A 22199-nucleotide genomic window follows, 5' to 3' on the forward strand; every position below is an offset into this window, starting at 1 on the left:
GGGCGCCCCGCGGCCGGGGGCCGCGGAGGCGGGGCGGGGGCGGCACGGGGCCACGGGCCGCCGCCGTCGTCGTACCGGGTGTGCGGGTCGGAGCGCGGGGACGCGGCGAGGTGCCGCGGCCGTCCTCGTACGCCCGCCGGGGACCCGGGGACAGGCCTTAGGGTGACGGTATGTCCGCCACGCGCTTCACGTACCTGGGCCCCGAGGGGACCTTCACCGAGGCTGCCCTGCGCACGCTTCCCGAGGCCGCCACGCGCGAACTCGTCCCCATGCTGTCCGTGCCGGCGGCACTGGACGCCGTCCGCGCGGGCGAGGCCGCGGCCGCGCTGGTGCCCATCGAGAACTCGGTGGAGGGCGGGGTGACGGCCACCCTGGACGAGCTGGCCGCCGGCGAACCCCTGATGATCTACCGCGAGGTGCTGCTGCCGATCGCGTTCGCGCTGCTGGTGCGTCCGGGCACCGAGCTGTCGCAGATCAAGACCGTCACGGGCCACCCGGTCGCCCAGCCCCAGGTGCGCAACTGGCTGCGCACCCATCTGCCGGACGCGCAGTGGGAGTCGGCGGCCTCCAACGCGGACGGCGCCCGGCTGGTGCAGGAGGGCCGCTACGACGCGGCGTTCGCGGGCGAGTTCGCGGCGGCCACCTACGGCCTGGAGCCGCTGGTCACCCAGATCCACGACGCGGACAACGCGGAGACCCGCTTCGTGCTCGTGGGGCGCCCGGCCCGGCCGTCGGCGCCCACCGGGGCGGACAAGACCTCCGTGGTGATCTGGCTGGGCGACGACCATCCCGGCGCGCTGCTGGAGCTGCTGCAGGAGTTCGCCGTGCGCGGGGTCAACCTGATGCTGATCCAGTCCCGGCCCACGGGCGCGGGCATCGGCAACTACTGCTTCGCCGTGGACGCGGAGGGGCACATCGCGGACCGGCGGGTGGGCGAGGCCCTGATGGGGCTCAAGCGGATCTGCCCGAAGGTGCGCTTCCTCGGGTCCTACCCGCGGGCGGGGGTGGCCCGGCAGGATGTGCGGCCGCTGCGCGCCGGGACCTCGGACGCGGAGTTCACGGCCGCGTCCGACTGGCTGGCACGCTGCCAGGACGGCCGCGCGGAGGCCTGAGCCGCGCGGGCGGCGGCGGGGTCTCCGGCTCGCGGCATCCCCCGGCCGGCCCGCACCCCGGTCCTACGGGCTGACTTTTCTTGTCCACAGAACTTATCCACAGGCTCGCTTCTCGACCTGGGGACAAGTCGACAGCGGATCGTCGCAGGGTCGACAAATCGGCTCAGTGGGCCACCCTCGACGCCTGGGGCGCCACCTGCCCGCGGGGCGCCCCCGTCGACCCAATTCCACCGATCACCCCCGCAAGGGGAGAATTTCCCACCCGAATGAGTGGGCGAATGGGGTTTGAACTGCTAATCCAATGGCAATCCCGACAACTTCGGAATGATCAATTCCAGAATCCACAGGGTCTTCACACAGCCTGTGGATAACCCTTGCCGTCCTTGCCGTTCCTGTGGACAGCGGCCCCCGTCATCCCGGGCGGAGGCCGCCGGAGGCGGCCCGTACAGGGGCGCACCTGCACCCCCATTCGGCAGCCGCTTTCCCCGCGGCTTTTTATCAAGGGGATCAATAAGGACAAAACGACACGCACGGCAATATCCGGTGCGGGGGCCCGAGTCGGCACCGGTAGCCTGGTGGGGTGATTGACCTTCGCCTGCTCCGTGAGGACCCCGACCGAGTCCGCGCGTCCCAGCGCGCCCGTGGAGAGGACGTCGACCTCGTCGACGCCCTGCTCCTCGCCGACGAGCGGCGGCGGTCCTCCGGCGTCCGCTTCGACGAGCTGCGTGCCGAGCAGAAGTCGCTCGGCAAGCTGATCCCCAAGGCCTCCCCCGAGGAGCGCGCCGAGCTGCTCGGCACGGCGGAGCAGCTCAAGAGCGACGTCAAGGCCGCCGAGGCCGCGCAGAACGAGGCGGACGAGGAGACCCGCCGCCTCCTGCTCCGGCTGGGCAACCTGGTCCACGAGGACGTCCCGGTCGGCGGCGAGGAGGACTTCGTCGTCCTGGAGACGCACGGCACCGTCCGCGACTTCGGAGCGGAGGGCTTCGAGCCCAGGGACCACCTGGAACTCGGCGAAGCCCTCGGCGCCATCGACGTCGAACGCGGCGCGAAGGTCTCCGGCTCGCGCTTCTACTACCTGACCGGCGTGGGCGCCCTGCTGGAGCTGGCCCTCGTCAACGCCTCGATCGCCCAGGCCACCGAGGCCGGCTTCACCCCGATGCTGACCCCGGCGCTGGTCCGCCCGCGCGCCATGGAGGGCACCGGCTTCCTCGGCCAGGCCGCGGAGAACGTGTACCACCTGGAGAAGGACGACTACTACCTCGTCGGCACCTCCGAGGTCCCCCTCGCCGCCTACCACATGGACGAGATCCTCGACGCGGACGCGCTCCCGCTGCGCTACGCGGGCTTCTCGCCCTGCTACCGCCGCGAGGCCGGCACCTACGGCAAGGACACCCGGGGCATCTTCCGCGTCCACCAGTTCGACAAGGTGGAGATGTTCTCCTACGTCGCCCCCGAGGAGGCCGAGGCCGAGCACAAGCGGCTGCTGGAGTGGGAGAAGCAGTGGCTGACCTCCCTGGAACTCCCCTTCCAGGTGATCGACGTCGCCACCGGCGACCTCGGGGCGTCCGCCTCCCGCAAGTACGACTGCGAGGCGTGGATCCCCACCCAGGGCAGGTACCGCGAGCTGACCTCCGCCTCGAACTGCGACAGCTTCCAGGCCCGCCGCCTCTCCGTCCGCATGCGCGAGGGCCGCAAGGTCCAGCCGCTGGCCACGCTCAACGGCACCCTGTGCGCCGTCCCGCGCACCATCGTGGCGATCCTGGAGAACCACCAGCAGGCCGACGGGTCCGTGCGGGTGCCGCAGGTGCTGCGCCCCTACCTCGGCGGCCGCGAGGTGCTGGAGCCGATCTCCCGGTGAGCAGCGGCAGCTTCCCCTACCGGCTCGTCGCCACCGACCTCGACGGGACCCTGCTGCGGGGCGACGACACCGTCTCGCAGCGCACCCGCGAGGCGCTCGCCGCGGCCACCGCGGCGGGCGCGGCGCACATCGTCGTCACCGGCCGCGCGGTGCCCTGGACACGCCACATCCTGGACGACCTCGGCTACCAGGGCCTCGCGGTCTGCGGCCAGGGCGCGCAGGTGTACCACGCGGGCGAGCACCGCCTGCTGACCTCCGTGACCCTCGACCGCCAGCTGGCGGGGCTCGCCCTGGCCAAGATCGAGGCCGAGGTCGGCCCCCTGCTGCTGGCCGCGGGCCGCGACGGGCTGGACGGGGACGTGCTGATCGGCGAGGGCTACCGGGCCCAGGAGGGGCCGCTGCCCTACGTGCCGATGCGGGAGCCCTCCGAGCTGTGGGCGGCCCCGCTCAACAAGATCTACATCCAGCACCCCACGCTCGGCGACGACGCGCTCGCGGAGGCCGCCCGGGCGACCGTGGGGAGCCTGGTGGACGTCGTCATGGCCGGTCCCGGGACGGTGGAGATCCTGCCGCTCGGGCTGAGCAAGGCCACGGGGCTCTCGCTGGCCGCCCGCCGCCTCGGCCTCCGCGCGGCGGACACCATCGCCTTCGGCGACATGCCCAACGACATCCCGATGGTCGGCTGGGCCGCCCACGGGGTCGCGATGGCCAACGCGCACGACACCCTCAAGGCCGTGGCGCACCGGGTCACCGCCTCGAACGAAGACGACGGCATCGCGGTGGTGCTGGAGGAGCTGCTCACCGGCTGAGCGGCAGGGCTCCGGGAGGGGGCGGCCCGCGCGGATGCGCGCTCGAAGCGGCCGCCCCCGGGCGGAGCGCCGAGCGGCACCCGGCCGGTGGCTCCCGCCACGCCGCGGCCTGCCCGGCCCGCCCCGTCGGGAGCGCGTCCGGCGGGGACTCGACATCCGTGCCGCCGGCGTGCTCCGCTCCCGGTCCCTCCGGTGGGCACGGCACGGGCCGCTTCCACCGGTGGGACCACTGTGCCGCGGGCGGGCGTCCGCGCTCCACCGAATATCCGGCCCGGGCTCCGGGCACGCCACCTCCTGCCCGGTCCCGCGGCGGGTCCGGGGCCACGAACGCGCCCGGCACCGCCCCGCGGTGCCGGGCGGTGCCGGGCGGGCTGCTCCCGGTCGGCCGGGCTACTCCTCCCCGGCCAGGGTCAGGCTGCGGAGCCTGCTGCCCGCGTACCAGATCGCCGCGACCGTCACCCCCACGAGCAGGGACACGGCCGCCGCCATCCCGACGTCGGAGCCGAACAGCCCCTCCCCGGCGATGCGTTCGGCCAGCGCCAGCGACCACTGCTGGACGCTCAGCGTCCGTGCGCCCGGTACCAGGCTGCCGAAGAGCGACTCCCAGACCAGGGCGTAGACGAGGCCGATGACCACCGCGTGCCGGCTCACGGTGCCCAGCAGCAGGAACAGCGCGCTGTAGGCGAAGGAGGCGACCAGAGCGGCCACCGCGCAGGCGACCGCGACCTGCTGGCCGTTTCCGTTGAGGATGAAGCCCGCGAGGAGCGTCGGCAGCGCGGAGAAGGCCATCGTGACGGCGAGGGCCACCGTGAACTTGGTGGCGATGATCTCGGAGCGCTTCACCGGCTTGGAGAGGAGGTAGACGATCGAGCCGTCGTCGATCTCCGGCCCGATCGCGCCCGTTCCCGCGATGACGCCGATCAGGGGCACCATCGTGGCCAGGGCGAAACCGCCCAGCAGGTCGGCGGCGACCTGGTCGTCGGCGCCGTGGAAGCCGCGCACCGCGGCGGCGAGGAGCAGCAGCAGCGCCGGGAGCACGAAGAGGATGGCGGCCCGGCGCCGCCCGAGGACGGCCCGGTAGGTGAGCCGGGCGACCGTGGGGTTGTACATCGTGGTCACAGGTCCTTTCAGGCCGCTACGAGGTACGAGAAGACCGATTCGAGCGACTCGTCGGACGGCGAGACGGACAGCAGCCTGATGCCGTGCTCGCGGGCGACCCTGGGGAGCAGCCCGGTGAACCGGCCGAAGTCGACGGCCTGGATGCGCAGGGCGCCCTCGGTCGCGTCCACCTCGATGCCGGCCGTGGAGGGGTCGGCGATCAGGGCGGCGGCGAGCGCCCGGTCGTCGCTGGAGCGCACCAGGTAGCGGTGCGGCCGGTCGGTCATCAGGCGCCGGATGCGGCGGAAGTCGCCACTCGCGGCGTGCCGCCCGGCCACGATCACCTCGATGTGCGAGGCGAGTTGCTCGACCTCCTCCAGGATGTGCGAGGAGAACAGCACCGTCCTGCCGTCGGCTCCCATCCGGCGCAGCAGGTCCATCAGCTGCATCCGCTGGCGCGGGTCCATGCCATTGAACGGCTCGTCGAGCAGGAGCACGGAGGGCTCGTGGACCAGCGCGGAGGCCATCTTGACCCGCTGGCGCATGCCCTTGCTGTAGGTCGCGATCTTGCGGTCCTGCGCGTACTCCATCTCCACGGTGGCGAGGGCCCGCGCGGCTGCCCGGCCGTCCAGCCCGTGCAGTTCGGCGTTGGCGACGACGAACTCCCGGCCGGTGAGGAAGTCGTACATGGCCTCCCGCTCGGGCACCACGCCGATGTGGCGGTAGACGCCCTCGTTCCGCCAGATCGGCTGCCCGTCCAGGGTCACGGCGCCGGTGGAGGGGGCGAGGAAGCCGCCCATCATGTTGATCAGGGTGGACTTTCCCGCGCCGTTGGGCCCGAGAAGACCGGTGACCCCCGGTCCGATGCTCATGCTCACGTCGTTCACGGCGACGACGTTGCCGAACCACCGCGAGGCGTTGGCGATGTCGATGGTGGTCACAGTCCGACCTTTCGGTAGCGGCGCATCAGGACGGCGTAGCTGCCGGCGACCAGGGCGAGGAGGACGGCCAGGTACACCGCCCCGACGCCCGCGCCGGGCCCCTGCCCGCCGGGGAAGGCGGAGGTGGCGCCGAGGAACGCGGTCTGCACGCCGTCGACGAGCGTGGCGGGCGAGAACAGTCCCAGCCACTCCACCGCGCCGGGCGAGCCCGACTCGAAGGCGATGGCCTGCACGGTGGTCACGGCACCGTAGGTGATGGTCATCGCGGCGATGACGGCGGCGACACCGAAGCCGCGGCGCGGGGTGAGGGCGGCCAGCACGAGCCCGATCCCGCCGAAGAGCAGGGAGAGCAGCGCCACGGAGACCACGGCCTGGGCGAATCCCTTCGTCTGGTCCGCGACGTCGAACTCCGCGAGCAGCGCACCCGCGTAGAGGATCACCAGGGGCGCCCCGGTGAGCACGAACAGCGCGGAGGCCATCGCGGCGAACTTCGCGAGCACGTAGTCCGCGCGCTCGATGGGCCGGGAGAAGTAGAGCGGCACCGTCTTGAAGCGCAGGTCCCGGGAGACCGACTGGGGCGCCTGGGCCGCCAGGAACAGCCCGATCAGCGCCTGCATGACGATCGCGAAGCGGGTGTACTCCATGGGCAGTTCGGTGCTGCCGGGCACGGCGAGGGCCACGGCGACCATGATCGCCGCGACCAGGCACATGATCCCCGTGAGGATCATCGGCAGCACCTTGGACTTCGCCGAGCGCCCCAGCCCGAAGGCGCCGCGCAGCGACTGCGTGTAGAGCGACCGGCGGGCGTAGGAGCGGCCGAGCCGCGGGCCGTCGTAGTGGCGGTAGCCGATGTCGTGGATCCGGGTGCTGCCGGGGGGCTGCGCGCTCCCGGGGGCGTGGGACGCCCCGGAGGGCAGAGGTGCCCCGGTCGTCCGGGCGGGCCCGGGGGTCTGGGGGGTCACGGGGTCTGCACCTCCATGGTCCGTGCCTCCGCGTCCGGCGTCCCGGGCCGGAACACCTCGGCGATGTGGTGGCGTCGCTGCTCCATCCGGACCAGTCCGAGGCCGAGTTCGGCGACGGTGTCGCGGACGAGGTCGTAGGTCTCCTCGCCGCCGGCGTCCAGCAGCAGGATGTGGCCGGCTCCGGGCAGGCCCTGCTCCTCGCCCTCGTGCGGCCGCACCCCGGCCGCGAGGAGCGCCCCGCGCAGGGCGGCCGTGCCGTCGGGGTGGGCGTCGGAGTCGGTGACCTCCACCGCGAGGGTGGTCGTGGTGCGGGTGAAGTCCCGGGTGGAGCTGGAGCGCAGCAGGGTGCCGCCGTCGATCACGACCACGTGGTCGCAGGTCCGCTCCAGCTCGCCCAGGAGGTGGGAGGTGACCAGGACCGAGATGCCGAACTCCGTGTGGATACGGCGGATCAGGCCCAGCATGTCGTCGCGGCCGACCGGGTCGAGGCCGTTGGTCGGCTCGTCCAGCAGCACCAGCCGCGGGTCGTGGACGAGTGCCTGCGCCAGCTTCACCCGCTGCTTCATGCCCGTGGAGTAGCCGCCGATGGGGCGGTACCGCTCCTCGTAGAGGCCGACATGCCGCAAGGTGTCGGCCGTCCGCTCCCGGGCGGCCGTCGGCGGCAGGCCCGACATGCGCGCCATGTGGACGACGAACTCGGTGGCCGAGACGTCGGGCGGCAGGCAGTCGTGCTCCGGCATGTACCCGACCCGCTCGCGGATCTCGGCGCCGCGGGTGGCGACGTCGAGGCCGAGCACGGCGGCGGTGCCCTCGGTCGCCGGGGACAGACCCAGCAGGATCTTGATCAACGTGGACTTGCCGGCTCCGTTGGCGCCCACCAGGCCGGTCACACCGGGGCCGATGTCCAAGGAGAGCCGGTCAAGCGCGGTCACCCGGGGGAACCGCTTGCTCAGGCTTTCGGTCGCGATCACAGTCACGGGGTCGACGCTAGTGGCGCGCGCCACAGCTGACGTCAGCCTCGTGGACCGACCCGTGTCCGACTCCAGGGGTAGGGCCCCGTAGGGGCCGTGCGACCTGAGAGGGGGGCGCCCTCCGGGGCGCGGCGCCCCGCGGTGCCCGGTGCCCCGCGGGGAGACCCGGACGGCACCCTTGACGTGGCCGCCGGGCATTGTCACATTCATCAGTGGCAGATCACGGATCGTGGCCCGGCGGAGACGGACGGCCGTCCCCCCGCGCCACCCGCGCCGGTCGCCCGCGCCCTCCCGCACGGGGCGCCCGGACCGGGGCGTCGAACCGCCGGACCCCCGCGGGGCGTCCGGCAGGAGGAGGACGGACGGGTGGGCGGCAGCGGTCTTCAGGAGGCGCGGGAGCGCCGGATACGCACCGGGGGCGTCGAACTCCGCGTCGCCGAGCTGGGCGAGCCCTCGCGGCCCACGGTGGTCCTGGTGCACGGCTACCCGGACAGCAAGGAGGTCTGGTCCGAGGTGGCCTCCCGGCTCTGCGGGAGGTTCCACGTCGTGCTCTACGACGTACGGGGACACGGCCGCTCCACCGCGCCGAACCCGCTGCGCGGCGGCTTCACGCTGGAGAAGCTGACCGACGACTTCCTGGCCGTCGCCGACGCGGTGAGCCCCGGGCGGCCGGTGCACCTGGTCGGCCACGACTGGGGCTCGGTGCAGGGGTGGGAGTTCGCCACCTCCGCGCGGGCCGAGGGCCGCATCGCCTCCTTCTCCTCCGTCTCGGGCCCCTCGCTGGACCACTTCGGCCACTGGATCCAGCGGCGGACGCGCCGCCCCACCCCCCGCGCGGCGGGCCAGCTCCTCGGCCAGGGGGTCAAGTCCTGGTACGTGTACCTGCTGCACACCCCGGTGCTCCCGGAACTCGCCTGGCGCGGCCCGCTGGGCCGGCGCTGGCCGGGGGTGCTGGAGCGGCTGGAGGGCGTTCCCGCCGGCTCCTACCCGACCGCCTCCCTCCCGCAGGACGCCGCCCACGGCGCCTGGCTGTACCGGGACAACGTACGGGCGCGGCTGCGCCGTCCGCGGCCCGACGCCCACGCCCATGTGCCGGTGCAGCTGATCACCCCTGCCGGTGACGCCTTCCTGTCCGAGCGGCTCTACGACGACCTCAACCGCTGGGTGCCCCGGCTGACGCGGCGCACGCTGGCCGCGGGCCACTGGGCGCCCCGTACCCGGCCCGACCTGCTGGCCCGCTGGATCGGCGACTTCGCGGAGGCGCACGAACCGGGCGGCCCCGGCGCGGACGGGACGGGCGCGAGCGGGACGGGCGCGGACGGGACGGAGCGCGCCGCCGGGAGGGAGCGCGCCGCCGCCCCGCCCCGGGACGCGTACGGTCGGCGCTTCGGCGGGCAGCTGGTCCTGGTGACCGGTGCGGCGAGCGGCATCGGACGGGCCACGGCCCTCGCCTTCGCCGCCGCGGGCGCCCGCGTGGTGGCGGTGGACCGCGACGCGGACGGCGCCGTCCGCACGGCGGACGAGGCGCGGGCCGCGGGAGCGGCCGGGGCGTGGGCCGAGACCGCGGACGTGAGCGACGAGCAGGCCATGGAGAAGCTCGCCGAACGGGTCACCTCCGAGCACGGAGTCGTGGACGTGCTCGTCAACAACGCCGGCATCGGCCTCGCCGGCTCCTTCCTGGACACGAGCCCCGAGGAGTGGCGGCGGGTGCTGGACGTCAACCTCTGGGGCGTCGTCCACGGATGCAGGCTCTTCGGGCGCAGGATGGTGGAGCGCGGGCAGGGCGGCCACATCGTCAACACCGCCTCGGCCGCCGCCTTCCTCCCCTCGCGGACGCTGCCCGCCTACAGCACCTCCAAGGCGGCGGTGCTGATGCTCAGCGAGTGCCTGCGCGCCGAGTTCGCGGACCGGGGCATCGGCGTCTCCGCGATCTGCCCGGGGATCGTGAACACCAGCATCACCTCGACCACGCGCTTCGCGGGCACGGACGAGGAGGAGCAGCAGCGGCGGCGGAGCAGGTCGACGCAGTGGTACGGGAGGCGCAACTACCCACCGGAGAAGGTGGCGGAGGCCGTGCTCGACGCCGTCCTGCGCGACCGGGCCGTGGTCCCGGTGACGCCGGAGGCACACGGAGCCCGGCTGCTGTCCCGCCTCGCGCCCAAGGCGCTGCGCGGGCTCGCCCGCCTGCGGCCTCCGCTGTGAGCGGCGGCGGGCGTCCGGCCGCCGGGGAGGGATTCGGCTACCGGATCGACGACCTGGCGCGGCTGAGCGGGGCCACGGCCCGCACGATCCGCGGATACCAGGACCGCGGGCTGCTGCCCCGGCCGGAGCGGAGGGGCCGGTCCAACCTGTACGGGGCCGTGCACCTCGACCGCCTGGGGCGCATCGCCGACCTGCTCGACCGCGGCTACACCCTCGCGTCGATCAAGGAGTTGCTCGACGCCTGGGACGAGGGCCGGGGCCTGGGCGGCGTGCTGGGGCTCGCCGCGGAGGTGGCGGGCCCCTGGAGCGAGGAGGAGGAAGGGCGGGTCACCCGGGCCGAGTTGGCCGAGGCCTTCGGCGCCGGGTCGCACGGGGCGCTGATCGCGCAGGCCCTGCGGCTCGGCGTGCTGGAGCGCATCCCGGGGGAGCCGGACGCCTTCCGGGTACCGAGCCCCCAGGAGCTGTCCGTGGCGGTCGAGTTGCATGCGGCGGGCGTCCCCCTGACCGCGATCGCCGTGCAGCTGGCGGAGGTTCGGGAGCTGGTCGAGCACCTGGCCGCGCGACTGCTGGAGTTCACCACGGAGCACGTCTTCGGGCGCTTCCTGGCGGACGGTCCGCCGACGGACGAGCAGGCCACCGAGGCGGCCGGGCTGGTGCGGCGCCTCAGGCCGCTCGCCCGCAGGACCGTGGACGCCGAACTGGCCCGGGCCATGCGGATGCTGGCCACCCGCGACCTTCCGCGGCACCTGGCCGGGGAGACCGCCGCGGGCCCCGGGTCGGGACCTCCGGCGAGCCGGGCCGTCGCCCTTCCGGCCGAGACGGTCGCGGCCGTGGAGCGGGCGGTTGGGAGCCAGGAGGCGGCGGAGTTCATCGCCGCCTCCGCCGAACGGGAGCTGCGTGCACGGCTGCTGGACGCCCTGCTCCCTCCCGCCGGTGGGACAGGGGCTGTTGATCAACACCCTCTGTCCACAGATGATGTTGGCCAATCAGGCGCAAAGCAGAGGGCAGTTGTCCACAGGCAACCCAAGAATCCTGTGGATAAGTCGAATTGACTGTGGATCAAACCTCTTGTGGGCTGCGATTTTCGATGGCGGGGTCCTCGGTCTCGGGGCATCCTGTCGCCATGGCACCGGAGACGGAACCCCCGCCGGAGATCGGCACCCATCGCACCGTGCGGGTCTCGAAGTACCTCGCCAGGCACCTGCGCCATCGGCCGGAGCGCATCGGTCTCACCCTGGATCCGCACGGCTGGGTGCCCGTCGACGCCCTGCTCCGCGCGGCCGCCGCGCACGGCTTCCCCCTCACCCGTGCCGAACTCGACCATGTGGTGGCCGTCAACGACAAGCGGCGCTTCACCGTGGACGGCGACCGCATCCGCGCCGCACAGGGGCACACGGTCCGCGTCGATCTGGACCTCCCGCCCGCCGAGCCGCCCGAGTACCTCTACCACGGTACGGTCGCCGCCCGGCTCGCCGCGATCCGGGCGGAGGGGCTTCGGCCGATGGCCCGGCACGACGTCCACCTCTCCCCGGACCGGGAGACCGCGCTGCGCGTGGGGGCGCGCCGGGGCCGCCCGATCGTCCTCACGGTGCGGGCCGGGGCGCTGCACCGAGAGGGCCATGTCTTCCGCGTGAGCACCAACGGTGTGTGGCTCACGGCCTCCGTCCCGGCCGGGCACCTCACCTTCCCGGAGCTCCACCTACGAGCTCAGCGGCGTCCCGCACCGAGCAGCTCGTGAAGACGGTCGCCGATCACGGACACACCGGGGCGTGGGGCGTTCTCGTAGTACCAGGGTTTACGCCGGCGCAGCAGCGCGTCACCGTGCTCACTCCAGCTGAATCCCGGCTTCCGCAGGAGCTTCCGGAACACCGCGTCGACGGTCTCCGGGTGAGCAGCGGCCAGCCGGCGGATCGGCAGTGGCGTGATCGACTCCTCGCGCAGGTACGTGCGCAGCAGATCCTGGTGCTGTCTGCGACCCGTGAGCGCGGGATCCGCGAAGAGGTCCCGCAGCATCCCGTAGTCGGCGTAGAAGTTGAGCCCGTCGACCTGGTCGTAGATGACGCCGACGGTGTCCGAGTCCGCCAGTTCTGACGGCAGCTCGAAGAGGGGCAGGTCCAGTCCGGGGAGCCGCCTGCGCCGGGCACGGCCGGGCTGTGCGGCGACGGCGGCCTGTTGGCGGTGGCGGTAGAAGGCATTGAGGAGGTCCTCGGCTTCGGCAGGCGGAAGGACCAGTTCGTCGCCACCGCAGAACTCGACGAACGCGGCACGGTCCTCCCTCATCCGCTGCCACCCCTGCTCGATCTTCTCGGGGTTGCGGAAGACCAGCTCGGGGTCGTGCGTGGCCAGTTGCAGAGCTGCTTGGGCGATCTCGGTGGCGCTGGACCTGGGATAGCTCGTCATCGCCCCGGACACCAGCCACGCACCGTCGGCCGGGCGGAGGGGCACCAGGCAGGTGTGGAGGAATCCTCCCTCGGACACTCCGCGGAACGCCGCCCGTCCGGCATTCGAGTACGTGCGGTACTCCAGGTCGTCGACAAGGTTGAGCAGGACGACGGCATCCCCGTCCTTGCGCCGGATCTCGAAGACGCCCTCGACCGGGTCACGCCAGCCGAGCAGCATCTCCCGGTCGGCCTTGGTCAAGTCCTTCCGGCCGGCGACGAACCGGTCCACCACGGTCGAACCGTCCGGCAGGCGGTATCGAAGGATGAAGTGATCGGTGATCCGGATCGCCTCACCCTCGTCCAACAGCCCTTCAGGCCCAGCGGCCTCCAGCAGGAGGTGCGTCAACCAGCGGTCGAAGCGGGCGCTCTGCGCGAAGGTGACCAGCCGCCCCTTCAATTCGGCGCTGCGCTCGATGAGATCAGCCAATGACGGTTCATGGGCACCCTGATGTGCGCCCTGTGCGGCCTCAGCCACGTGCAGCCCTTTCGTACGAGCCAGTTCCGCGGGAAGTGAGAGGTTCCGGCCTCAACCGGCCCAATGGCGGTACGCCTCGATCCACTCCGCGCCCTCGGGAGCGGGGTTGGGCAGCGGCAGGTGCAGGATTCCGATCGACTGCCGGACACGGCCGCGCGAGCACCGGGCGACGATCCTGCCATCGGGCGTGAGGTCGACACCGCGAACCGTCACCTCGACGCCGAGAACCGTGGTGGTGAAGGGCAGATCGAGGTACTACTCAAGCATGGTGAACAGACCGGTCCGCTCCTCGCCCTCGCCGTAGGCGTCCACCGTCGCCTCGTCGATCATGGCCTCAAGCTCGGCCCTGTCCAGCGTGCCCATGACGCCACGGTAGCGGCCCCCACAGCGACGTCAGCGTGGCTTCCCGATTCTGCTCCGTCGCCATATCCATGGCAGCGGGCAGCCCGCGTATGGTCGGGGTCATGCGTCTGAGCACGGTGATCCTCCCCATCCACCGATGGGTCGAAGGGCAGAAGAACTGGCGGCGGGCCGAGGAGCTCGGGTTCCACGCCGCGTACACGTACGACCACCTCTCTTGGCGGACCTTCCGCGACGGACCGTGGTTCGGTGCCATCCCCACGCTCACAGCCGCGGCGACGGTCACACAGAGTATGCGCTTGGGTACGCTGGTGACGTCCCCCAACTTCCGGCACCCGGTGACGCTCGCCAAGGAGCTGATCTCGCTGGACGACGTCTCGGGCGGCAGGGTCACCCTGGGTATCGGCGCGGGTGGCAACGGCTTCGACGCCACCGCGCTCGGCCAGGAGGCATGGACGCCGCGCGAGCGGGCGGACCGCTTCGCCGAGTTCGTGCCGCTGCTCGACCGGCTCCTCACCGAGGGCGCCGTCTCTCAGCGGGGGGCCTTCTACACCGCGGAGGAGGCCCGGAACATACCGGGCTGCGTGCAGCGGCCGCGGCTGCCGTTCGCCGTGGCGGCGACCGGACCGCGCGGGCTGAGGCTGGCCGCCCGGCACGGCCAGGCCTGGGTGACGACGGGCGACCCGAAGCTGTACGAGACGGGCACCCCGGAGCAGTCGGTGGCAGCCCTGCGCGGACAGGCCGAGCGGCTCGACGCGGCCTGCGCGGAGATCGGGCGGGACGCGGGCGAGCTGGACAGGATCCTGCTGACCGGCTTCACCCCGGACCGCGGACGTCCCCTGGAGTCCCTGGACGCCTTCGTCGACTTCGCGGGCCGCCACCGGGAACTCGGTTTCACGGAGCTCGCCGTCCACTGGCCGATCCCCGAATCCGACTTCGCAGCGGACCAGGCCGTCTTCGAGAAGATCGCCGCCGAGGCCCCAGCCCAGCTGCGCTGAGCGCGCCGCACGCTCCGGGCCCGTGCCGACCGGCGGGATCGGGCCCGGAGCGGCCCGGGCCTCTGCGTCACCGTGTGCCCACTCACATGTGCGCCCCCTCGCACGCACGTGCACGCGGTGCGGGAGAATGATCGGGTGACCTCAGCGACCGATCCCCTGCCCCAGTCCACGATGCCGCGGCTCATCGCCACGGACCTGGACGGCACACTGCTGCGCGACGACAAGTCCGTCTCCGACCGGACGGTGGCGGCCCTGGCCGCCGCCGAGGACGCCGGGATCGAGGTCTTCTTCGTCACCGGCCGCCCGGCCCGCTGGATGGACGTGGTCAGCGAGCACGTCCACGGCCACGGCCTGGCCATCTGCGCCAACGGCGCGGCCGTCGTCGACCTCCACGCCGGGGGCGAACTCGTCCAGGTCCGCGACCTGGCCCGGCTCACCGCGCTCGACGTGGTGCGCGCCCTGCGGGACGCCGCGCCCGGGACCTCGTTCGCCGTCGAGCTGGCCACCGGTATCCACTACGAGCCCGCCTACCCGCCCTTCCACCTCGACCCGGGCGCCACGGTGGCCACCGCGGAGAAGCTGCTCCACGAGGGGCGGCCCGGCGAGGGCACCCCGGTGCTCAAGCTCCTCGCCCACCACACCGACCTCACCCCGGACGGCTTCCTGGCTCTGGCGCGCACGGCAGCGGGCGGGCACGCCTCGATCACCCGCTCCAGCCCCACGGCGCTGCTGGAGGTCAGCGGCCTGGGCGTGAGCAAGGCCAGCACCCTGGCCCTGTGCTGCGCGGAGCGCGGCATCTCCGCGGACGAGGTCGTGGCCTTCGGCGACATGCCGAACGACATCGAGATGCTGAGCTGGGCCGGCACCTCCTACGCCATGGGCAACGCCCACCCCGATGTCACCGCGGCCGCCTCCGGCCGGACCGTCGACAACAACGAGGACGGCGTCGCCGCCGTCATCGAGCGGATCCTCACCCGGCTCGACCGGCGCGCCTGAGTCCTCCGCCCCCGGCGGGCCGGTCGGGACGGGGCGGGGCGCCGCCCGCCGACCGCGTCCCCGGCCTCCGCCGGGCGCGGCAACCGGTGCTCACAGGCGCACGCCCCGCTCCCGCAGCCAGGCCACCGGATCCACCCCCGACCCGAGGTGCGGCGTGATCCGCGCCTCGAAGTGCAGATGCGGTCCGGTGGAGTTGCCGGTGGTGCCCACCTGGCCGATCCACTGCCCCGGGCGCACCCGCTCCCCCTGGTCCACCGCGAGCCCCGCCAGATGCGCGTACTGGGTGTAGGAGCCGTCACCGTGGCGGACGACGATCTCGATGCCGAAGGCCCCGCCGCAGGACACCTTCACCACCCGCCCGGCACCCACCGACCTCACCGGGGCGCCGATGCCCACGGCGAAGTCCTGCCCCGTGTGCCGGTGGGCCCATCGGCCGCCCGAGCGGGCGAACCCCGCGGAGAGCCAGTAGTCCTCCACGGGCGCCACCCACGCGGGCCCGCCCTCCGGCAGCGGCGGCTGGTCCAGCCGCACCGCACCCGCGCAGGAACCGGCCGCCACCCGCCGGTCGGCCTCGCTCTGCAGCATCCACTGCGCGGCCTCCAGGGTCGTCTCGACACCGCGCTTGACCGCCGCGAGGCGCGCCTCGTGCTCGGCCAGCTCCCGCCAGGCCGCCCGCGCCCTGCGCTCCTGGCGGGCGAAGCGCGCCCGGGCCCGGTCCGTACGGTCCAGCAGCCGGTTGACCGCGCGCTGGGTCTGCGCGGCGATCCGGTAGCCGCGCAGCAGGGTGTCCGGATCCTCGGCCAGCAGCAGACGCGCCGCGTCCGCGAGGGGGCCCCCGGTCCGGTACTGCTCCCGGGCGACCGCGCCGAGCTTCTCGCGGAGTTCGTCGAGGCTGCGGCGTTCCCGGAGGACCCTCGCCCGGAGGCGGTCCGCCTCGGCGCGCTGGCGGACCGAGGCGCGGCGGCCGCGCTCGTACGCCGCGGTCGCGCGGGCCGCGTCCTCGTAGAGCCGGAGGACCTTCTGCGCCAGGGGCCGCGGCGCCCGGTCGGACGGCTCCCGCTCCCCCTCCCGCCCGGAGGTGGCCCCCGCATCCGGTGCGGTCGCCCGCCCCTCGGGCCGGTCCGCGGGCGTGGCGGGCGCCGGGGCCGGCTGCGGAGGCACGACGGGCAGCCGCCCCGGGCGCCCGTGCGGTGCCGCGGGGAGCAGGGGGTGCGGCACCACCGAGGAGAGCAGCTGCGGCACCGGAGGGGGCGTCGCCCGCGCGGGGACGGCGGTCGCGGTGGAGGCGGGAGCCCCCAGCAGCGCGCACAGCACCGCCGTCAGCACACACAAGCGATCACGGTGTCTCCTGACCATGTACGGATCGTGACCCGCCCCTCCGGCCGAAACCGGTAGCCCCGGGCGCCGTAGGGCCACCTGGCCCAGCGGCCACCGCTTCCCGGGCGATGCCGCGCACCGGCCGGTCCGCACCGGCCGGTCCGCCGCTGCGCCGCGCGCCCCTCGGCCGCGGACGGCCCGGCCCGGCAACGCCGTTCACCCGTCCCCGTCCCCCGCCACCCGAGACGCCGACCGCCGGGGCTCAGGCGCCGGGCACCTCCAGCGGCGCCTGCCAGAACACCGTGGTCCCCCTGCCCTCGGTGCCGATACCCGGACCCGTCCAGCTGGAGCCGCCGAGCGACTCCGCCCGCCGCGCAAGGTTCCCCAGGCCGCTGCGCCGCCCGCCGTCCGGCAGACCGATGCCGTCGTCCCCGACCGACAGCAGCACGGCGGGGGTTCCGTCCGGGAGCTGCGCCGCGGCGTCCACCGCCACCTCGATCCTGCTCGCCCGGGCGTGCCGGAAGGCGTTGGAGAGCGCCTCCCGCAACGCGGCGATCAGGTTCTTGCCCGTGAGTTCACCGACCCCTTCGTCCACCGGGCCGGTGAAGCGGTGGCTGGGCGCGAAGCCCAGCGGGACGGCGGCCATGGCGATCTCCCGCAGCACCCGGGTGCCCAGAGCCGCGGGTTCGTCGGCGGGGCCCTGCCGGAGCGCGAAGACGGCGCTGCGGATCTCCTGGATGGTCACGTCCAGCTCGCCCACCGCCCGCCCGACCCCCTCGCGGACCCCGGCCGCGGCGCTGTGGAGCTGGGCGCTCTCCAGCAGCATCCCGGTGGTGAACAGCCGCTGGATCACGAGGTCGTGGAGGTCCCGTGCGATGCGGTCGCGGTCCTCCAGCACCGCAAGGCGCTCCCGGGCCCGCTGCGCCTCGGCCGCCATCAGGGCCAGGGCGGCCTGGGCGGCGAACCGGGTCGCCAGGGTGAGGTCCTCCGGGGTGAAGCGCCGCGCCCCGCCCGCCCGTGGAAGGGCCAGTGCGCCGAGCACCCGACCGCCGCTGCTCAGGGGCAGCAGCAGTCCGGGGCCGAACCGCCCGGCGAGGCGGGACCCGGCCAGACGCGGATCGGTCGCGGAGTCGGCCACCAGCACGGTCTCCCCCGCCAGCAGCATCCGTACGGCCGGGGTACGGGCGGGGACGACCACACCCAGGAGTTCGGCTCGGGTGGCGGCCCCCTGCGCGGAGCGCGGCGTCCCGGCCGCGCCGGACAGCCAGTCCCCTGGCCCGGGCGGCGCGCCGGTCCCCTCGGCCGACGGGACCGGCGGGGTGGAGACCGCCACGATCTCCAGTCCGCCGCCCTGCTCCGGAAGCAGCACCACGCCGGCCGCAGCCTCGGCCAGGCTCATCGCCTGCTCGGCGACCACGGCCAGCGCCTCGTCCGCGTCCTCCCCCGCGAGCAGTTGGGTGGTGACGGCCACCGCGCCGTCGATCCACCGCTCGCGCCGGCGGGCCCGGGTGTACAGCCGCGCGGTGCCGACGGCGATCCCCGCCTCCGTCGCGAGGACGTGCGCCAGATGGAGGTCCTCCTCGCTGAACCCCTGCCCGCCGTGCTTCTCGGCCAGGTAGAGGTTGCCGAAGACCTCGCCCCGCTCCCGGATCGGGACCCCCAGGAAGGTGCGCATCGAGGGGTGGCCCGGAGGGAAGCCGACGGACCGGGGGTCGGCGGTGAGCTCGTCCAGGAGCAGCGGCGCGGGATCGTGGATCAGCGCGCCGAGGAGACCGCTCCGGCCGTCCGGCGGGCGGCCGATCGCCTCCTCGGTCTCCGGGGCGACGCCGTGGGCGACGAAGTCGCCGAGTCCCCCGCCCTCGGGGTCGAGCACCCCGATCGCCGCGTACCGTGCCCCCGTCAGCTCGGCCGCCGTGCGGCAGATGCGGTCCAGGGCCGGGCGGAGTTCCGCCCCGGCGCCGATGGACCGAAGGGCCCGCAGCAGCCCGGGCACCCGGTCCTCCGGCCCGCCGGGCGGCTCCGCCGGGCCCTGCGTGGCCCGGCGTGCGGAGGCGGTCATGCCTCCGAGCCTAGTGAGCACCGACGGAGGCGGAAAGTCGGATTCCTCCCTCTTCGGTCGCCGTCTCCCTCTCCAGCATCGTCCGGAGCGGTCCGTCGACGAGGACCAGTTCCTCGTAGGGCCCCCGCTGGACGACCCGCCCCTCGTCGAGGACGAGCACCTCGTCGACGGTCTCCAGCCCGCGCAGTCGATGGGTGATCAGCACCGTGGCACGCCCCGCGCCGCTGCGTGTGCGGGTCGCCGCCAGCAGGTCCGCGGTGAGCGCGTCGGCGGTCACCAGGTCGAGGTGCTCGGCCGGTTCGTCCAGCACCAGCACGGGGAAGTCGGCCAGCAGGGCCCGGGCCAGCGCCAGTCGCTGCCGCTGGCCGCCCGAGAGGCGGGCACCGTGCTCGCCCACCAGGGTGTCCAGCCCCTCGGGCAGGGCGTCGGCCCAGTCCAGCAGACGGGCGGCGCCCAGAGCGCGGCGCAGTTCCTCCTCGCTCGCGTCGGGGCGGGCCAGGCGCAGGTTCTCCCGCACCGAGCTGTCGAAGAGGTGGGCGTCCTGGGCGCACAGGCCCACGAAGCGACGCAGGCTGTCGCCGTCCAGCGTCCCGGCGTCGGTGCCGCCGAGGGTGTAGCGGCCGGAGTCGGTGTCCAGGAAGCGCAGCAGCACCTGGGCGAGGGTGGTCTTGCCCGCTCCCGAGGTGCCCACCACCGCGACCCGACGGCCGGGGGTGAGCGTGAGGTCGATGTCGCACAGGGCCCGGGGCGCGTCCGTCCCGTACCGTGCCCCGACCCCTCGCAGTACCAGCGGGAAGGGCGTGGCGGGCGGCTCGGCGGGGGACGAGGGCTCCCGCACGGGGGCGGGGGCGTCGAGGACCTCGTACACGCGCTCCGCGCTGCGCTCCACCCGCTTGCGGTACTGCACGGCGAGCGGCAGACCGGCGACCGCCTCGAAGGCGGCGAGCGGGGTCAGCACGACGACGGCGAGCGCCACGCCCGAGAGCCGGCCCTCGTGCACCGCCCGGAGTCCGACGGCCGCCGCGCCGAGCACGGTCAGCCCGCAGACCAGCGCGGACAGTCCGCCGCCCAGCGCCGTGGCGGCCGCGCCCCGGGCGGCGATCCGGGTGAGCAGGCCGTCCGCCTCCCGGACGGCGGCGAGCTTGCGCGGGCGTGCCCCGGCCACGGTCGACTCCGCGGCACCGCGCAGCAGGTCGACCACCGTGTCGGTGAGGCGGCCGCGGGCCGGGGCCAGCTGCCGCTCGGCGCGCCGCGCGACGGCGCCGCTCAGCAGCGGGACTCCGGCGCCCGCCACCAGCAGGCCGACGGCCAGTACGGCGCCCGCCTCGGGAAGCAGCCAGCCGGTGAAGCCGACGGTCCCGGCGCCGACCAGGGCGGCCGCTCCCGCGGGGAGCAGCCAGCGCAGCCAGTAGTCCTGGAGGCCGTCCACGTCCGCGACCAGCCGCGAGAGCAGGTCTCCCCGCCGCCGTCCGCCCAGCCCGGCGGGGGCGATGGCCTCCAGTCCCCGGTACACGGCCACCCGTGTCCCGGCCAGCATCCGCAGCACGGCATCGTGCGAGACGACCCGCTCCGCATAGCGGAACACGGCGCGCCCGATGCCGAAGGCGCGGGTGGCGGTGACCGCGATCATCAGATGGAGCACGGGGGGCTGCTCGGAGGCGCGGGAGATCAGCCATCCGGACACGGCCATCAGGCCGACCGCCGAGGCCAGGGCCAGGGTGCCGAGCAGCAGTGCCAGCAGGAGCCTGCCGTGGAGGCCGCCCGCGGCCGCCCGCACCCGGGCCAGGACCGGGCCTCCCCGGGACCGCCCGGTCCCCGGGGCGGCGCCGTCGGGGTGGGTCTCCGTCGGGTCACCGGCCCGGACCTCGCCGGGGCCGGGCGCGGGGTGCTCGCGGCGACCGCCGGCCGCCTCGGCCGAAGGAACGCGGTCCGGGGCCTCTTCGGCCGAGGCGGAGGCGGAGGCGAGGGAGACCACGCGGTCGGCGACGGACAGCAGCGCGGGCCGGTGGACGACCAGCAGCACCGTGCGGCCCCGGGCGAGACGCCCGACGGCCTCGACGACGGCCGTCTCGGTCTCACCGTCCAGGGCGGCGGTCGGCTCGTCCAGAAGCAGCACCGGACGATCCGCGAGGAACGCCCGGGCGAGCGCGAGCCGTTGGCGCTGCCCCGCGGAGAGGCCGGCCCCGTCCTCGCCCAGCGGTGTCCGGGCGCCGTGCGGGAGGGCGGCGACGAACTCCTCCGCGCCCGCCTCCCGCAGCGCCTCGTACACGGCCGCGTCATCGGCCTCCGGACGGGCCAGGCGCACGTTGTCGGCGATCGTCCCCGCGAAGAGATAGGGACGCTGGGGGACCCAGGCGACCTGCTGCCACCACTCCTCGGTGTCGATCTCCCGGAGGTCGACACCGCCCACCCGCACCGTTCCGGTCGTCGGCTCCGTGAAGCCCAGCAGGACGTTCAGCAGGGTGGACTTCCCGCTGCCGCTCTCCCCGACGAGGGCCACCGTCTCACCCGGCTCGACCACCAGGGAGGCGCGCTCCGGCGCCGCCCCGCGCCGGCCCTCGTGGTGGACGGAGACCTCCTCGATCTCCAGGCGGAGCACCTCGGGGACTGCCGCGGGGCCGGTGTGCCGCTGCCCGGTCTCCAGCACCTCGAAGACCTCCTCGGCGGCCGAGAGCCCCTCCGCCGCCGCGTGGTACTGGGCGCCGACCGCCCGCAGCGGCAGATACGCCTCGGGCGCCAGGACGAGGATCACCAGGCCGGTGTAGAGGTCCAGGTCGCCGTGGACCAGCCGCATGCCGATGGTCACGGCCACCAGGGCCACCGAGAGGGTGGAGAGCAGTTCCAGGGCGAAGGAGGAGAGGAAGGCGATGCGCAGGGTGCGCATCGTCGCCCGGCGGTACTCGGAGGTGATCTCCCGGATCGACTCCGCCTGCGCCTTCGCCCGGCCGAACACCTTGAGCGTGGGCAGACCCGCCACCACGTCGAGGAAGTGCCCCGAGAGCCGCGACAGCAGGCCCCACTGCCGGTCCATCCGGGACTGCGTCACCCAGCCGATGAGCACCATGAAGAGAGGGATCAGCGGCAGGGTGCCGACGATGATCGCCGCGGAGACCCAGTCCTCGGTGACGATCCGGGCCAGAACCGCCACCGGGACCACGATCGCAAGGCCCAGCTGCGGCAGATAGCGGGCGAAGTAGTCGTCCAGGGCGTCGATCCCGCGGGTGGCCAGGGCGGCGAGGGAGCCGCTGCGCTGCCCGCTCAGCCAGCCGGGGCCCAGCCCCGAGGCATGCTCCAGCAGCCGACCGCGCAGCTCGGACTTGACCGCGGCGCTGGCCCGGTGCGCGGCCAGCTCGGTGAGCCAGGAGACGGCCGCCCGGCCCACCGCGACGGCCCCGAGCAGCAGCAGCGGCGTCGCCAGCTCCGCCACTGCCAGGTCCTGCTGGAAGCCCCCGACGACGATCTCGGCGATGAGCATCGCCTGGGCGACGACGAGCGCGGCCCCGGTCAGGCCGAGCGCGACCACCGCGGCCAGGAAGAGGCGGGTGGCGCGGGCGTAGTGCAGCAGACGCGGATCGATCGGTTTCACGTGAAACATCCCCC

The 22199-nt window shown here is 74.2% G+C and carries 17 protein-coding genes; 8 read left to right on the forward strand and 9 right to left on the reverse strand.

Going from position 1 to position 22199, the window contains the following annotated elements; translation table 11 throughout:
• Window positions 1–170: 170 nt before the first annotated feature.
• The 3 genes from pheA to ACGF15_RS12995 all read left to right on the forward strand — a co-directional run bounded on the left by pheA (window position 171) and on the right by ACGF15_RS12995 (window position 3779).
• Window positions 171–1112 carry a prephenate dehydratase gene (pheA, locus tag ACGF15_RS12985; protein ID WP_345612300.1) on the forward strand — a complete coding sequence of 314 codons (942 nt, stop codon included), beginning with the start codon at window positions 171–173 and terminating at the stop codon, window positions 1110–1112.
• Between the two features lie 580 nt (window positions 1113–1692).
• On the forward strand, window positions 1693–2970 hold the full coding sequence (serS, locus tag ACGF15_RS12990) for a serine--tRNA ligase (protein WP_345612298.1): 1278 nt from the start codon (window positions 1693–1695) through the stop codon (window positions 2968–2970).
• Window positions 2967–3779, forward strand: a complete 813-nt coding sequence (locus ACGF15_RS12995; RefSeq protein ID WP_392798534.1) for an HAD family hydrolase — start codon at window positions 2967–2969, stop codon at window positions 3777–3779. Before serS ends, ACGF15_RS12995 begins: the two co-directional genes overlap by 4 nt.
• 390 nt (window positions 3780–4169) lie before the next feature.
• Here the strand turns inward: ACGF15_RS12995 and ACGF15_RS13000 are convergent, their stop codons facing one another.
• From ACGF15_RS13000 to ACGF15_RS13015, 4 genes are read right to left on the reverse strand one after another with little or no spacing between them, the layout of a single operon-like run.
• Complete coding sequence (locus ACGF15_RS13000) at window positions 4170–4889, reverse strand: ABC transporter permease (RefSeq protein WP_345612499.1); 720 nt, start codon at window positions 4887–4889, stop codon at window positions 4170–4172.
• A gap of 17 nt (window positions 4890–4906) precedes the next feature.
• Window positions 4907–5818 carry an ABC transporter ATP-binding protein gene (locus ACGF15_RS13005; protein ID WP_392798537.1) on the reverse strand — a complete coding sequence of 304 codons (912 nt, stop codon included), beginning with the start codon at window positions 5816–5818 and terminating at the stop codon, window positions 4907–4909.
• Window positions 5815–6735 carry an ABC transporter permease gene (locus ACGF15_RS13010; RefSeq protein ID WP_392798835.1) on the reverse strand — a complete coding sequence of 307 codons (921 nt, stop codon included), beginning with the start codon at window positions 6733–6735 and terminating at the stop codon, window positions 5815–5817. The genes ACGF15_RS13005 and ACGF15_RS13010 overlap by 4 nt, the downstream gene beginning before the upstream one ends.
• A gap of 41 nt (window positions 6736–6776) precedes the next feature.
• A complete protein-coding gene (locus ACGF15_RS13015; protein WP_345612495.1) occupies window positions 6777–7751 on the reverse strand; it encodes an ABC transporter ATP-binding protein in 975 nt (324 codons plus the stop codon).
• Between the two features lie 366 nt (window positions 7752–8117).
• Here ACGF15_RS13015 and ACGF15_RS13020 point away from each other — a divergent pair, with 366 nt between their 5' ends.
• From ACGF15_RS13020 to ACGF15_RS13030, 3 genes are all read left to right on the forward strand, one after another.
• A complete protein-coding gene (locus ACGF15_RS13020) occupies window positions 8118–9953 on the forward strand; it encodes an SDR family oxidoreductase (protein WP_392798539.1) in 1836 nt (611 codons plus the stop codon).
• Window positions 9950–11005: a MerR family transcriptional regulator gene (locus tag ACGF15_RS13025; RefSeq protein WP_392798542.1), complete on the forward strand. Its 1056-nt coding sequence runs from the start codon at window positions 9950–9952 to the stop codon at window positions 11003–11005. Before ACGF15_RS13020 ends, ACGF15_RS13025 begins: the two co-directional genes overlap by 4 nt.
• A gap of 101 nt (window positions 11006–11106) precedes the next feature.
• Entirely contained in the window at window positions 11107–11691 is a 585-nt protein-coding gene (locus tag ACGF15_RS13030) for an RNA 2'-phosphotransferase (RefSeq protein WP_392798838.1), read from the forward strand.
• Here ACGF15_RS13030 and ACGF15_RS13035 read toward each other — a convergent pair.
• Window positions 11661–12821 (reverse strand): hypothetical protein, encoded by a 1161-nt coding sequence (locus ACGF15_RS13035; RefSeq protein WP_392798545.1) that lies wholly within the window; start codon window positions 12819–12821, stop codon window positions 11661–11663. The two genes, ACGF15_RS13030 and ACGF15_RS13035, sit on opposite strands and share 31 nt — an antisense overlap.
• Before the next feature lie 99 nt (window positions 12822–12920).
• Window positions 12921–13082, reverse strand: a complete 162-nt coding sequence (locus tag ACGF15_RS13040) for a hypothetical protein (protein ID WP_392798548.1) — start codon at window positions 13080–13082, stop codon at window positions 12921–12923.
• 251 nt (window positions 13083–13333) lie between these two features.
• Here ACGF15_RS13040 and ACGF15_RS13045 point away from each other — a divergent pair, with 251 nt between their 5' ends.
• The gene (locus ACGF15_RS13045) at window positions 13334–14227 is read left to right on the forward strand and encodes an LLM class flavin-dependent oxidoreductase (protein ID WP_345612283.1); all 894 of its coding nucleotides are present in this window, start codon (window positions 13334–13336) and stop codon (window positions 14225–14227) included.
• A gap of 135 nt (window positions 14228–14362) precedes the next feature.
• The gene (locus ACGF15_RS13050; protein WP_392798551.1) at window positions 14363–15223 is read left to right on the forward strand and encodes a Cof-type HAD-IIB family hydrolase; all 861 of its coding nucleotides are present in this window, start codon (window positions 14363–14365) and stop codon (window positions 15221–15223) included.
• Window positions 15224–15313: 90 nt separating this feature from the next.
• Here the strand turns inward: ACGF15_RS13050 and ACGF15_RS13055 are convergent, their stop codons facing one another.
• From ACGF15_RS13055 to cydD, 3 genes are all read right to left on the reverse strand, one after another.
• Entirely contained in the window at window positions 15314–16555 is a 1242-nt protein-coding gene (locus tag ACGF15_RS13055; RefSeq protein ID WP_392798554.1) for a M23 family metallopeptidase, read from the reverse strand.
• Between the two features lie 247 nt (window positions 16556–16802).
• Window positions 16803–18599 carry a GAF domain-containing sensor histidine kinase gene (locus ACGF15_RS13060; RefSeq protein WP_392798557.1) on the reverse strand — a complete coding sequence of 599 codons (1797 nt, stop codon included), beginning with the start codon at window positions 18597–18599 and terminating at the stop codon, window positions 16803–16805.
• A gap of 10 nt (window positions 18600–18609) precedes the next feature.
• Window positions 18610–22185 carry a thiol reductant ABC exporter subunit CydD gene (gene cydD / locus ACGF15_RS13065; RefSeq protein WP_392798560.1) on the reverse strand — a complete coding sequence of 1192 codons (3576 nt, stop codon included), beginning with the start codon at window positions 22183–22185 and terminating at the stop codon, window positions 18610–18612.
• Window positions 22186–22199 lie beyond the last annotated feature (14 nt).

It is taken from the genome of Streptomyces sp. NPDC048001 (assembly GCF_043203115.1).
GTDB lineage: Bacteria > Actinomycetota > Actinomycetes > Streptomycetales > Streptomycetaceae > Streptomyces > Streptomyces sanyensis.